Raw genomic sequence first — 13,456 nt, 5'->3', positions numbered from 1 at the left:
ACCTCTTTCGTTAGCGCCAGGTTTTCTTGCGTTTCCAGCGGCGGTTCTCCCGCGCGCCTTCCTCTTGCACACCCAGATAGAAGTTCTGGATGTCCTCCGAGGCCATCAGCGACTGCGCCGAGCCGTCCATGACGATGCGCCCGACCTCCATCACATAGCCATGATCGGCCAGCTCCAGCGCCGCGCTGGCATTCTGCTCCACCAGCATCATGGTCATGTTCTGCTCTTCGTTGAGCCGTTTGAGGATGGCAAAGATCTCTTGCACCAGCAGGGGCGACAGGCCCAGGCTGGGTTCGTCCAGCAACATGATGCGCGGGTTGGCCATCAGGCCCCGGCCAATGGCCAGCATCTGCTGTTGCCCGCCCGACAGGGTGCCCGCCTCCTGGTTGCGGCGCTCCTTCAGGATCGGGAAATAGCTGAACACCAGTTCCCGGTCGCGCTCGATCTGTGCCTTGTCGGTGGCGGTATAGGCGCCCAGGCTCAGGTTCTCGTCCACGGTCAGCAGCGGAAACACCTCGCGCCCCTCGGGCACATGCACGATGCCTTTCTGGACCACCTTGTGCGGTTCCGATCCCTGGATCTCCTCGCCGTCAAAGGTGATGGTGCCCTTTTCGGGGTCCATCACGCCCGAGATGGTCTTCATCAGCGTGGTTTTGCCCGCGCCGTTGGCGCCCAGGATCGAGACGATCTGGCCTGGCCGCACCTCGAGCGAGACGCCACGGATGGCCATGATCGGGCCGTAAAAGCTTTCGATATTGCGGATTTTCAGAATGGGCTCGGTCATGCGGCCTTCCCCAGATAGGCTTCGATCACGGCAGGGTCGGATTGCACCTGCGCCGGTGTGCCCAGCGCCAGTTTTGCCCCGTCGGCCATGGCCAGCACCCGGTCGCTCACGCCCGAGACCAGCCCCATGTCATGCTCCACCATCAGCACGGTAATCCCCATCTGGCGGCGAATGTCGTCGATCCACCAGCGCATGTCGTTGGTCTCCTCGACCGACAGGCCCGAGGCGGGTTCGTCCAGCAGCAACAGCTTGGGATCGGTGGCCAGCGCGCGGGCCACCTCGACCACCTTGCGCACGCCATAGGGCAGGCCGGCGATATACTTGTCGCGATAGGCCTGGAGATCGAGAAAGTCGATGATCTCCTCTACCTTCTCGCGGTTCTCCATCTCTTGCCGCCGGGCCGAGGGGGTGAACAGGATCTCCGAGAACAGGTTGGTGCGGCGATGCCGGTGGCGGCCCACCAGCAGGTTCTGCAACACGGTGGCATGCTCGAACAGTTCGATGTTCTGAAAGGTGCGCGCCACCCCATAGGCGGCCACGCCCGAGGGCTTGACCTCCAACAGGTTGTGCCCGTCGAACCGGATCTTGCCCGCGTAAGGGTCATAAAAGCGCGAGATCAGGTTGAACACCGTCGACTTGCCCGCCCCGTTGGGGCCGACGATGGCAAAGACCTCGCCCTCTTCGACGGAGAAGGACAGGTTGTCCACCGCCGTCAGCCCGCCGAATTTCAGGGTGACGTTTTCCAGCTCCAGCAGGCTCATCTCAGGCGCTCCGTCTTCAGATAGGATTTCTGCCGCTTGAACATGTCCTTGCGGTAGAAGGGGAACAGCTCGAAGAAGGTGCGGATCTTCAGCCAGCGGCCATAGATGCCCATCGGTTCGAGCAGGATGAAGGCGATCAGGATCATGCCGAAGATTCCGAATTCCAGCCCCGGAATGGCCACGGTGCTGCCGCCAAAGACGGCGCCCACGTATTCCTTGGCGATCGACAGGAACTGCGGCAGAAAGCCGATCACGATGGCGCCGAAAAAGGCCCCGTGGATCGAGCCAAGCCCGCCGATCACGATCATCATCAACAGTTCGATCGAGATCACCACGCTGAAGGTCTCGTTGTTGAAGGCACCGGCGAACAGGCCCATGAAGGCGCCCGCCCAGCCGGTGACCATGCACGAGAGGCCAAACGAGATGGTCTTGGTCCGCGCGATATCGACACCCATCGCCTGGGCCGACACCTCGCTGTCACGCACCGCGATGAAGCTGCGCCCCAGCGGCGAGCGGAGCAGGTTGATATAGCCCAGCGTCACGATCACGGTGACTGCCAGCACCAGCCAATAGAACAGCATCGGCGTGCCCCAGCGGTCGATGGTCAGGCCAAAGAGGTCGATCCCGGCGATGTATTTGCCGCTGACGCCACCGGTCCAGGGTTCGGTCAGCACGATGATGTCGTCGACAAGGATCGACAGGGCCAGCGTGAAAATGGCCAGATAGATACCGTGCAGCCGCAAGGCAGGGATCGCCACCGTGGCGCCGATCAGCCCGGTGATCACTCCGGCCAGCGGAAAGGCGATCAGGAAGGGTACGCCCGCCTCGAGCAGGATGACATTGGCATAACAGCCAAAGGCCAGGAAGGCCGCGTGACCAAGACTGGCCTGACCGGTATGGCCGGTCAGCACCATCAGCCCCATGCCCGCGATGGCCCAGATCAGCACGTTGGTCAGCTCGCCCAGATAGAACGTGTCCAGCAGCCAGGGTGCGGCGATCACGATGGCCAGCAGGATCATGTAGAGGCTCAGCTGGTATCCGTCCTTCCAGGGGCGGATATCCTGCATGTAGTCGGTTTTGAAAACGATGCGCATGATCTCAGACCTTCTTCACGCGGACCTGGCTGAACAGGCCGTGGGGACGGAAGACCAGCACCGCCACAAGCAGCGCATAAGGCGCGATCTGGCTGTAACCGGCAGCGATATAGCGGCTGGCAAAGGGTTCGATGACACCGACGATCAAGCCGCCCGCAAGCGCGCCGGGCAGGCTGCCGAACCCGCCGATCACGGCGGCGGCAAAGGCCTTGATGCCCAACAGGCCGGTCGAGGGATCGACCGAGCCCTTGGCGGCAAAGAGGATGCCCGCCACCGCGGCCACCGCACCGGCCAGCGCCCAGATAAAGCCCTGCACCCGCTTGACCGGGATGCCCATGTAATAGGCGGCCAGCTGGTTCTGCGACGCGCCCTGCATCGCCAGGCCCAGCTTGGTACGGCTGAAGAACAGGTAGAGCGACCCGGTCAGCGCCAGGGTGACGATGATCACCGCCACATCCTCCAGCCCCAGGACCAGCCCGCCAAATGACAGCTCCTTGCCCGCCAGCGGGTTTTGCAGCGTCTGCGGCTCGTGGCCCCAGATCAGACCGGCGACGAAACGGATGACGAAACCCAGCGCGATGGTCAGGATCACCACCGCCGTCTGGCTTTCGCCGAACATCCGCCGGATCACCAGCCGGTCGAGCAGATAGCCCAGCCCCGCCATGATCCCCAGCGAGATCGGCACAGCCATCCAGAACGGCAGGCCCATATACTCTGCATTGGTCAGCCCGATGGTGACAAAGGCGCCCAGCATCATGAAATCGCCCTGCGCGAAATTCACCGCCTCGGTCGCCTTGTAGATCAGAACGAAGCCAAGCGCGATCAGGCCGTAGACGCAGCCATTCGCCAGCCCGCTGATCAGCAGCTGTACGTTGTCCAAATTTTCCTCCCTGCGCCGGTTTTCCGGCGTCCTTTCCTGTGCCCCGGACCGAGTATCGGACCGGGGCTTGGCTCTCACTATGGCGTGATCATCACCTTTCCGTCAGTCTTTTTCAGAGCGTTGGCCAATCCTGACACAACGTCACGAAGCGGAAGGTGTCCCGACACATCGGTTTTCCAGCGCCCGTCGGCAAAGCGCGCCTGCACCTCGGCCACCACGCGCGCCTGATCGGCGGGCGGGGTGGTCATCATCCACTGGGTGAGCCAGAAGCCCTCGATTCGCTTGTTCATGAAGATCAGCTGGCCCATCTGGGTCAGTACCGGCAATTCGGCATCGAGCTTGCCATAAGACACCCAGCGCGCGCCATTCGGCATGGCGGTAAAGATGCGTTCCGAGGTCTGGTCCGACACCGCGTCCAGGAACACGCGCGGTTTCAGTGCGCGGCTGATGGCGGTGAATTTCTGAACCAGTTCGGGATCGGACGTCACCAGAACCTCGACCGCGCCCAATGCCTTGAGCGGCTCCACCGCCTCGGCCCGGCGCACCAGCGCGATGGGTTTCAGACCCAGATCGCGCCCCAGCGACACCATCAGCTTGCCCAGCTGGCTGGTGGCCGCCGAGACCACGAACGCCTCGCCCTCGGAGCGCGCGATATCGACCATGGCCATCGCCGTCAGCGGGTTGACGATCTGCGCCGATCCGTCCTCGTCACTGATATCGGGGCGCAGTGGAATACACATCTGCGCCTTGGTCAGCACATATTCGGCCCAGGCACCCGAGCTGGCGGCGACAAAGGCGACGCGCTGGCCCACCAGCCCCTCGGCGCCCTTGCCCGCCGCGACCACGTCGCCGCAACCTTCAAAGCCCGCCGGCGCGCCCTTGACGCGTGGCTGGCCGTATTCGCCCTTGATGAAATGCAGGTCCGAGGGATTGACCGAGGCCATGCGCAGCCGGATCAGCGCCTCGCCGGGGCCGGGTTGGGGCACCGCGATCTCGCCCGGCTCCAGCCAGTCGGCGGCGTCCGCGATGGCCGGGCCGGTGGCCTTGCCGGAATACCCGTCGCCGGTCTGCAAAACGGCGAACATGGTGGTGGGGATATCTGTCATTGTCGTCCTCGATCGGGGTCAGGAGGGATAGGCCCGCAGGCCCTGCATGGCGAAGCGCACGATCTCTTCGACGATGGCTTCGTATTTCTGTGGCGTATCGCCGGGGCGGGGGCGGAACCAGGCGACCGGCCCGTTCAGCGCGCTCATGAAGGTCTGTACTGTGATCGCCGGGTCGGGGCCGGCGCGCAGGCTGCCCTCGGCCAGACCCTTGGCCAGCAATTCGCGGAACCGCGCCTCATAGGCATCGCGGCGCGCGATATGCTGGGACAGCGATTCCTTCTGGAACTCGGTCGTGGTGGTATAGCGGCGCATCAGCAGCCCGTCCTTGAGCACCAGCATGAAGGAATGGTGAAACAGCATCGCGCGCACATGGCCGCGCGCCATCGCCTCGAGCCGGTCGAGCACCGGCAGATCGGCCTGATAGCCGGGGTCGGTGGCCTGGAACACGATATCCATGCCCCGGTCGCGCACCGCGTTGAACAGGTCCATCTTGGACGGGAAATAGTGATAGACCCGCCCCTTGGTCGCACCCAGATGCCGCGCCACCGTATCGATCGAGGTGGCGTCAAAACCACGGCTCTGGAAACATTCGGCGGCGGCGTCAAGCAACTCCTCGTAGCGCTCGCTGCGGCTGGGGCTGTTGGTGGTGGTATCGCTCACGGGGCTTTGGCCTTTGGCTGTCTGCGGCGGGAAACATACTCTTGGGTATGAAGGATACATACGCGCGGGTATGGATCAATCCGACACTTGCATGACGTGGCGGCAAAGGAACGAATGCGGGGCAGGGCGCAGGCAGGTTGCCCTGCAAGCGTTTTTTCAACGTCATCGTGGTTATTACGGGAGAGAACGCATGAAAAAAGGGGCGCGGTTCTATTTCCCGCCCCGGCAACTGTGTGATCTTGGTATCCACACGGTCGTGTCGGTTCGGTTTAAGATTTTGGGGCGTGGCGAGACGCGCGGTGGATGACGCGGACCTTGCCTTTGCTCAAAACTTCCTGATCGACGCGGTTCAGCCAGCGGTCGCGGCACTGAGCGACAGAGACGATCTGGGTTTTGTGACTATCGTGAACCCCGGCTCGGCGGGCCTGTCGATTGTCGCCAACCATGGGCTGACAGCCGCCTGAGCCGGGAGGATGGTAGAACGTGACGCAAGGGTCCCTTGCGTCACGCAAGGTTCTGGTCTGGCCGGGTGATCGGCTCAGTTCGCCATCAGCGCGCGCAGGGCCTGGGCCTGAACCGAGATGGTCTCGGGCGCGGCCTTGATCCCGGACAGCACCTTGAGCACCCCGGTCTTGAGCGTCTCGTTCAGCGCGCTGGTCTCTACATTCTCGACCATCTTGTCATAGTCGAAGCCTGACTCGGTCAACAGCCCGTTGTCTTGCCAGCTCTTGTAAAGCTCGGCGGCACCGGTTTGCGCGGCGGCCACCTGTTCACCAACTGCGGTGGCAGCATCGTTTGCGACTTCGGTTGCCGTATCAACCGCGCTGTTTGCCGCCTCGGTGGCAGTATCGGCCGCGCTGCTGGCTGTCTCGGTTGCTTGCGTCGCAACGTCCGAGGTAGCCTCTCTTGCCTGATCCACCGCTTGTGCGACGCTATCGGTTGCGTCCTGTACAGCTTCGCTGGCGGCTTCACCGACCTGGGACAGTGTTTCGGTCACGGCCGCTGCAGCCTGATCCACCGCTTCATCGGCTGCGGTTGCGACCTCTTCGGTTGTCGACTGCACGGGCGCTTCGGTGACCGGCTCGGCAGGGGTAACAGTGCTGGTTTGCTGCACTTCAGCCGGTTGTTCGCCCTGTGTGAAAAAAACATAAGCCCCGGCACCGATAGCGCCCAGGGCGACGAGGATCAGAATGCGATTCATTGCGGTCTCCCAATATTTGAGTGGGCTGTACATGGGGGTCTGAATTGTCGGGGGCTAGGGGGAAATTTCGGAATGTACTGGCAAATCGATGGGACCGGCGCTTTTACGCGGATGACAAAAGGGGCAAGCGGCAACACCCCGCCAAGAAGCGCGAAACCAACGTGGATTTAGATGGAGATGACCCTTGCGTCCGACAAAGCAGCTGCGTCGAGCGCAGTTGTTAACAGAGTCTGCCGTTGGAACTGGAGCGGGTAGCGGGAATCGAACCCGCACTTCAGGCTTGGGAAGCCGGCGCGCTACCACTACACCATACCCGCGCTCACCGGGTTCGAATACGCAATGGCCGGAGCCGCGTCAAGCGGTTCCGGCGCGCCGGGCCTGGAACAGGTTGATGGTGGCCGGCATCAGGATCCGGCGCTCTTCGACGTAAGGTTCGAGCGCAGTGCTGACCGCGTCGCGGATCGCGGCTTCGTCCGCCTCGGATCCGTCGAAATGTGCCAGCACCCGTGCGGCTGGTCCCAATCGGGTGCAGAGTGCCGAGGCCCCTGACAACCCGCCGGGCGGGGTCAGCTTTACTTCAACCGCATGGGCCTCGATATCGGCAAGACCGGCTTCGGCCATGAGGCCGGTGACGCGGTCAATGTCGTGAAAGGCCAGAGGTCCCGGTGCGTTGCGGTCTGCCTTGGGCATCTGGCCCAGCCGGTCGGTGGCCGCGCGGTGGGGAAGGTAGAACCAGGGGTTTCCGGCCAGCGGACCCCAGGCGGCAAAGGTCATGCGCCCGCCGGGTTTCAATGCACCGGCGATATTGGTGAACGCGGCGACATTGTCGGAAAAGAACATCATGCCGAAACGCGAGATCATCGCGTCGCGCGCAGCCGGCGGAAAGGGCTCGGTCTGGGCATCGGCGCGGGCAAACCCCACATTCTCCATACCCTCGGCCCGCTCCCGGGCCCGCTCAAGGAACGGCGCCGAGATATCGACCCCCAACACATGGCCGCTCGGCCCGACCGTCCGACCTGCCGCCAGGGTGACGTCGCCCAGACCGCAACCGATATCCAGTACGCGCTGACCCGGCCTCAACTCCGCGCGATCAAGCAGAAGTCCGACGACCGGCGCGAAGGAGGCCGCGATCTGCTCCTCGAAGGTGAGCCATTTCATGCCCGAGGCGGATTTGCCCCAATACTCGGCCTGCTCCTGGTTTGTCTCTGTCATGATACCTCCCTTTGGGAAGGTATCATGCCCTGCGGCGGCGACGGCGGCCAGACCCCTCGTCGTCACCACCCCCGGTGTTGAACGAGACCTTGGGCAGGGTCAGGACCTTGGCCAGTTCGGGGAAGGGTTCGGCCGAGTTCGGGATTGCCGAGGCATTCACGAAATGCTCCTGGAATCGGCGTTCGACCGCGGTCTCGATCTTCTCGATGGCGCGCACGGTGGCCTCTATCTCGGTCCGGGCGTCGGTGTTGAGCAGCGCGATCCGCGCGCCGGTGCCCGCCGCGTTGCCAGCGCTGGTGACCTTGTCCAGCGGGCAATCGGGTATCATGCCCAGCACCATCGCGTGTTTTGCCGAGATATGGGCGCCAAACGCCCCGGCCAGCACCACCCGGTCCACCTTGTCGACCTCCAGCTTGTCCATCAGCAGGCGGGCGCCGGAGTAAAGCGCCGCCTTTGCCATCTGGATGGCGCGCACATCGGGGTTGGTGACGGTGATGGTCGGACCGCCGTCGGCGGAGCCATCCCACAGCAGATAGGCATTGGTGCGCCCGTCCTGGATGCAACGGGGGCTGCCGGTCTGCTCGGCCGAGCCGATCAGGCCCGAGGCGTCCAGAATGCCCGCCATGCGCATCTCGGCCACCACCTCGATGATGCCCGAGCCGCAGATGCCGGTGATGCCGGTGGTTGCGATCGCTTCGGCGAAGCCTTCCTGATCGGACCAGATCTCCGAACCGATCACGCGGAAACGCGGTTCCTTGGTGACCGGGTCGATCTCGACCCGTTCGATGGCGCCGGGGGCGGCGCGCTGGCCGCTGGAGATCTGTGCGCCTTCAAAGGCCGGGCCGGTGGGCGAGGAGCAGGCCAGCACCTTGTCCTTGTTGCCCAGCAGGATCTCGGCATTGGTGCCCACATCGACCACCAACACCAGATCCTCGGATTTGTCGGGCGCTTCGGACAGGGCGACGGCGGCGGCATCGGCGCCCACATGGCCCGCGATACAGGGCAGGATATAGACGCGCGCGGCGGGGTGGATGTTCAGATCCAGTTCCCAGGCCCGCAGCGACAGCGCATCCGAGGTGGCCAGCGCAAACGGCGCCTGACCCAGCTCGAACGGGTCGATCCCCAGGAACAGGTGGTGCATGACCGGGTTGCAGACAAACACCGCATCCACGATCAGCGCCTTGTCGATCCCGGCCTCGGCTGCGATCTGGGTAAACAGGGCGTTCATGCCTTCGCGCACCGCGCGGGTCATCTCCTGGTCGCCGCCCTTGTTCATCATCGAGTAGCTGACCCGGCTCATCAGATCCTCGCCAAAACGGATCTGCGGGTTCATGATGCCGGATGAGGCCACCACCTCGCCGCTGTGCAGGTCGCACAGATGCGCGGCAATGGTGGTCGAGCCGAGATCGACCGCCAGCCCATAGACGGTGCCATCGTAATAGCCGGGCCAGATATGCATGATCTTGGGCGGGTGGCTGGCATCGCCCAGATGCACCGCCACGGTGACCTTCCATCCACCCTTGCGCAACACCGGCTGCAACTGGTGCAGGATATGCAGGTCGGTCTGTACGCCGGTCAGCTGCCACTGCTCGGCGAGCGCCGCGATCAGGCGTTCCATGTCGCCGGTGGGCTTGTGCATGTCGGGCTCTTCGACCTCGACATAGAACAGTCGGGTCGAGGGGTTCATGGTGATCTTGCGCGCCTCGGCCCGCTTGCGCACCACCTGGCGGTGGACCTGGCTTTCGGGCGGCACGTCGATCACCACATCGCCCTGTACCGTCGCCTGACAGCCCAGCCGGCGCCCGTCGATCAAGCCGCGCTTGTCCTTGTAGCGCTGCTCGACCGCGTTCCAGTCGCTAAGCGCGCCGTCACGTACGGTGACACCATGTTTGGGGAATTCACCATAGGATGGGGTGATCTGGCATTTCGAGCAGATGCCACGCCCGCCGCAGACCGAATCGAGATCGACTCCCAACTGCCGCGCCGCGGTCAGAATGGGAGTGCCCACGGGAAAGTGCCCGCGCTTGCCCGAGGGGGTGAATACGACGAGGGGATCGCTGCTCATGACTTCTGCCTTCCGGAGTACCGATTGTGCGCGACAATATTGTGTTTTGAGCCGACGGAAAGGCGACGGGCGGCATTTTCCTGTCCGGCGGCGGCATTTACCGCAAAAAGATGTGGCCTGGATGTGGGTTCAGTCGACTGCGTCCTTGTCGAGCCAATCCAGAATCGCGGCCCGATCCGCATCCAGATCCGGCGCCGGGGCGCGGGTGGTCGGGTCGGGCAGGTCGGACATCTTGATCGGGTTGCCGGCGGCGGTATAGGCCGGGCTGCCGTCAGGCCCCAGCACATCGACCACCATGTTGCGGGCGCGGATTTGCGGGTCCTGCAACACCTCGGCCACGTTCTGGATCGGGCCGGTGGGAATGCCCGCGCGCGTCAGGGTGTCGATCCAGAACGCCTTGGGCCGGTCGATGGTCACCGCCTCGATCAGCCGTTTCAACAGGCGCGCATTCTGGCAGCGGGCCGGGTTGGTGGCAAAGCGCGGATCACCCGCCAGCGGCAGGTCCAGCGCGTCGCAGAGCCGGGCGAACAGACCGTCATTGCCCGCGGCGATAACAAACAGCCCATCCTCGGCATGAAAGGTCTCGAACGGGGTGATCGAGGGGTGCCGCGCGCCCGAGGGGCGCGGCGGCTCGCCGGTGACGCTGGTGATGGCGATGGCATGTTCCAACAGCGCCAACTGGCTGTCGAGCATCGCCACATCGACCTTTTGCCCGGTGCCGCCGCGCTCCACCTGCAACAGGGCGGCCAGCACGCCTTGCACCAGATACATGCCCGCCACGATATCGCCGATCGAGGCGCCGACGCGCACCGGTTCGCGGTCGCGCTCGCCGGTGATCGACATCACCCCGCCACGCGCCTGCACCACCATGTCATAGGCGGGACGCTGCGCCTCGGGGCCGGTATGGCCAAAGCCCGAGACGGCGCCATAGATCAGCTTTGGGTGACGCGCATGCAGCGCCTCCCAGCCGTAGCCCAGCCGCTCCATCACGCCGGGGCGGTAGTTTTCCAGCAGGATATCGGCCCGCGCCAGCAACCGGTCGAAAATGGCCCGGTCCTCGGGCGCCTTGAGGTCCAGCGCGATGCTTTCCTTGCCATGGTTGATGGTGGCGAAATAGGCGCTCTTGCCGTTCTTGAACGGGGGAAAGGCGCGGGTGTCATCGCCCTGGCCGGGGCGCTCGACCTTGATGACCCGAGCGCCCAGATCGGCCAGTGTCATGCTGGCAAAGGGCCCCGCCAGAACATGGGTCAGGTCCAGAACAAGGGTGCCGCTGAGAGGGCCGGGCATGGGCGTTTCCTTTCTTCATTCGCGCAAGAGGCAGGGATAGCGCGCCCGCGTGACACTGCCTTGACACAGATCAGGGCCAGGCGCGTCCGTTTTCTGCGCTCTGGCCCTTTTACCCGGTGGATAACTGTGCCATAGGGTCACCGCCAAACGGGATTATGCATGGGGACCGCAAATGCAGATTCGTGAGGCTCTCACCTTTGACGATGTTCTACTGGTTCCGGCGGCCTCGTCGGTGCTGCCGTCGACCGCCGACACCAGAACCCGCGTGACGCGCGAGATCAAGCTGAACATACCGCTGCTGAGTTCGGCCATGGACACGGTGACCGAGGCGCGCATGGCCATCGCAATGGCCCAGGCCGGTGGCATGGGCGTGATCCACAAGAACCTGAGCGTGGATGAGCAGGCGCGCGAGGTGCGCCGGGTCAAACGCTTCGAGAGCGGCATCGTCTACAACCCCGTCACCCTGCGTCCGGATCAGACCATTGCCGACGCCAAGGCCTTGGTGGAGCGGTATAATTTCACCGGCTTCCCGGTCACGGATGACCGCGGTCACATCGTCGGCATCGTCACCAACCGCGATATGCGCTTTGCCACCAGCGACGATATGCCGGTCAGCGCGGTGATGACCGCGAATGATCTGGCGATGCTGGCCGAACCGGCCGATCTGGACGAGGCGAAAAGCCTGATGCGCGCGCGCCGGATCGAGAAACTGCTGGTGCATGACGGGCAGGGGCGGCTGACCGGCCTGCTGACGCTGAAAGACACCGAACAGGCGGTGCTGAACCCCACCGCTTGCAAGGATCATCTGGGGCGCCTGCGGGTCGCGGCGGCCAGCTCGGTCGGCGACAGCGGCTTTGCCCGCTCCGAGGCGCTGATCGATGCGGGGGTCGATATCGTGGTGGTCGACACCGCGCATGGGCATTCGGCGGGGGTGATCGACGCGGTGCGCCGGATCAAGCAACAGTCGAACATGGTTCAGGTGATCGCGGGCAACGTGGCCACGGCAGACGCGACCAAGGCGCTGATCGACGCCGGTGCCGATGCGGTCAAGGTGGGCATCGGGCCGGGCTCGATCTGTACCACACGGATGGTGGCCGGTGTCGGCGTGCCGCAGTTGACCGCGATCATGGATTGCGCCCAGGCGGCGGGCGACGTGCCCGTGATCGCCGATGGCGGCATCAAGTTCTCGGGCGATTTCGCCAAGGCGATCGCGGCGGGCGCGTCCTGTGCCATGGTCGGCTCGATGATCGCAGGCACCGATGAAAGCCCGGGAGAAGTCATTCTGTATCAAGGGCGTAGCTTCAAAAGCTACCGTGGCATGGGCAGCCTTGGCGCGATGGCGCGCGGCTCGGCCGACCGCTATTTCCAGAAGGATGCGGCCAGCGACAAGCTGGTACCCGAAGGGATCGAGGGGCAGGTCCCCTACAAGGGTTCGGCCAGTGCGGTGATCCACCAGCTGGTGGGCGGCTTGCGGGCCGCGATGGGCTATACCGGCTGCGCCACCGTGGCCGAGATGCGCCAGAACTGCCAGTTCGTGAAGATCACCGGTGCCGGGCTAAAGGAAAGCCACGTGCACGACGTGCAGATCACCCGCGAAAGCCCCAACTACCGGATCGGATGATGGATCCGGTGGACAGCGTCCGCAGCGGCCCGTGGCGGGTCGACTGTCTGGTCGATGGCGGTATGACATTCGGCACGGATGTGTTTGCCAATGTCGCCCCCGCCCGGCAGGCCGAGTTGCTGGGCGCGGCGGGCCTGAGCGCGGCGGTGACCGAGTTCAACGCCTATCTGATGCGCCATGACGATGGTCGCATCTGGCTGGTCGATACCGGTTGCGGCAGCATTTGCGGCCCCGAGGGTGGGCAATTGCCCGACCGGCTGGCAAGCGTGGGCATCGCGCCCGGCGATATCAGCCGGGTGATCCTGACCCATCTGCATGCCGATCATTGCGGCGGGCTGCTGGGGCCGGGCGCGGCGCTGTTTGCCGATGCCGAGATCCTGCTGCATCCCGACGAGGTTGCGCATTGGCGCGACACAGAGGCGCCCGGCGCCCAGGTGCTCAAGACCTGCGCCGACCGCCTCCGGCTGGTCGGCTCGGATGCGGGTCTGGGCGCGGATGTCCGGGTCTGGGCCTTGCCGGGGCACACACCCGGTCATTTCGGCCTGCGGATCGGCGACGATCTGGTGCTGGCCGGTGACATCGTGCATTCCGAGGCGCTGCAACTGCCCGATCCGGAAAACGCCACCCAATTCGACGTAGACCCGGCGCAGGCCCTTGCCAGCCGCCGCGCGGCGCTGGCCGAGATCGCCGAGCGCAACCTTGTCTGGTCGGGCAGCCACCTGATCGGCGCCAAATTCGCCCGGTTAGATCGCGCCGGTGACGGCTTTGCGAAACTGGAGACCTGA

The 13,456-nt window shown here is 64.4% G+C and carries 13 protein-coding genes and 1 tRNA gene; 3 read left to right on the top strand and 11 right to left on the bottom strand.

What is annotated here, in order from left to right:
* Positions 1-10: 10 nt before the first annotated feature.
* The 6 genes from AC2FNY_RS02005 to AC2FNY_RS01980 all read right to left on the bottom strand — a co-directional run bounded on the left by AC2FNY_RS02005 (position 11) and on the right by AC2FNY_RS01980 (position 5,285).
* The gene (locus AC2FNY_RS02005) at positions 11-784 is read right to left on the bottom strand and encodes an ABC transporter ATP-binding protein (RefSeq protein WP_234136652.1); all 774 of its coding nucleotides are present in this window, start codon (positions 782-784) and stop codon (positions 11-13) included.
* Positions 781-1,545: an ABC transporter ATP-binding protein gene (locus AC2FNY_RS02000; protein WP_496801471.1), complete on the bottom strand. Its 765-nt coding sequence runs from the start codon at positions 1,543-1,545 to the stop codon at positions 781-783. The genes AC2FNY_RS02005 and AC2FNY_RS02000 overlap by 4 nt, the downstream gene beginning before the upstream one ends.
* Positions 1,542-2,639 (bottom strand): branched-chain amino acid ABC transporter permease, encoded by a 1,098-nt coding sequence (locus AC2FNY_RS01995; RefSeq protein WP_234166627.1) that lies wholly within the window; start codon positions 2,637-2,639, stop codon positions 1,542-1,544. The genes AC2FNY_RS02000 and AC2FNY_RS01995 overlap by 4 nt, the downstream gene beginning before the upstream one ends.
* Before the next feature lie 4 nt (positions 2,640-2,643).
* Complete coding sequence (locus AC2FNY_RS01990) at positions 2,644-3,519, bottom strand: branched-chain amino acid ABC transporter permease (RefSeq protein WP_234136655.1); 876 nt, start codon at positions 3,517-3,519, stop codon at positions 2,644-2,646.
* 77 nt (positions 3,520-3,596) lie between these two features.
* Positions 3,597-4,625, bottom strand: a complete 1,029-nt coding sequence (locus AC2FNY_RS01985; RefSeq protein ID WP_234144157.1) for a zinc-binding dehydrogenase — start codon at positions 4,623-4,625, stop codon at positions 3,597-3,599.
* Positions 4,626-4,643: 18 nt separating this feature from the next.
* The gene (locus AC2FNY_RS01980) at positions 4,644-5,285 is read right to left on the bottom strand and encodes a TetR/AcrR family transcriptional regulator (protein WP_234136657.1); all 642 of its coding nucleotides are present in this window, start codon (positions 5,283-5,285) and stop codon (positions 4,644-4,646) included.
* A 299-nt stretch (positions 5,286-5,584) separates the two neighbouring features.
* Here AC2FNY_RS01980 and AC2FNY_RS01975 point away from each other — a divergent pair, with 299 nt between their 5' ends.
* Positions 5,585-5,749: a hypothetical protein gene (locus AC2FNY_RS01975; protein WP_496801470.1), complete on the top strand. Its 165-nt coding sequence runs from the start codon at positions 5,585-5,587 to the stop codon at positions 5,747-5,749.
* Positions 5,750-5,823: 74 nt separating this feature from the next.
* Here AC2FNY_RS01975 and AC2FNY_RS01970 read toward each other — a convergent pair whose 3' ends face one another.
* The 5 genes from AC2FNY_RS01970 to AC2FNY_RS01950 form a co-directional block, all read right to left on the bottom strand.
* Positions 5,824-6,486, bottom strand: coding sequence for a hypothetical protein (locus AC2FNY_RS01970; RefSeq protein ID WP_496801469.1), 663 nt, complete (start codon positions 6,484-6,486; stop codon positions 5,824-5,826).
* Positions 6,487-6,729: 243 nt separating this feature from the next.
* Positions 6,730-6,803, bottom strand: a tRNA-Gly gene (locus tag AC2FNY_RS01965).
* A 37-nt stretch (positions 6,804-6,840) separates the two neighbouring features.
* Entirely contained in the window at positions 6,841-7,698 is an 858-nt protein-coding gene (locus tag AC2FNY_RS01960; protein WP_496801468.1) for a class I SAM-dependent methyltransferase, read from the bottom strand.
* A gap of 22 nt (positions 7,699-7,720) precedes the next feature.
* On the bottom strand, positions 7,721-9,763 hold the full coding sequence (locus tag AC2FNY_RS01955) for an ASKHA domain-containing protein (RefSeq protein ID WP_234162530.1): 2,043 nt from the start codon (positions 9,761-9,763) through the stop codon (positions 7,721-7,723).
* Positions 9,764-9,892: 129 nt separating this feature from the next.
* The gene (locus AC2FNY_RS01950) at positions 9,893-11,050 is read right to left on the bottom strand and encodes a CaiB/BaiF CoA transferase family protein (protein WP_496801467.1); all 1,158 of its coding nucleotides are present in this window, start codon (positions 11,048-11,050) and stop codon (positions 9,893-9,895) included.
* Between the two features lie 172 nt (positions 11,051-11,222).
* On the opposite strand from AC2FNY_RS01950, the gene guaB reads away from it, so the two are divergent.
* Entirely contained in the window at positions 11,223-12,671 is a 1,449-nt protein-coding gene (gene guaB, locus AC2FNY_RS01945) for an IMP dehydrogenase (RefSeq protein ID WP_496801466.1), read from the top strand.
* Positions 12,671-13,456 carry an MBL fold metallo-hydrolase gene (locus tag AC2FNY_RS01940; protein WP_234136664.1) on the top strand — a complete coding sequence of 262 codons (786 nt, stop codon included), beginning with the start codon at positions 12,671-12,673 and terminating at the stop codon, positions 13,454-13,456. The genes guaB and AC2FNY_RS01940 overlap by 1 nt, the downstream gene beginning before the upstream one ends.

The sequence above is a fragment of the Ruegeria sp. BHSC223 genome (assembly GCF_059613025.1).
Note: the sequence above shows the minus strand (reverse complement) of the source record. Positions and strands in the feature narration are given on the sequence as shown.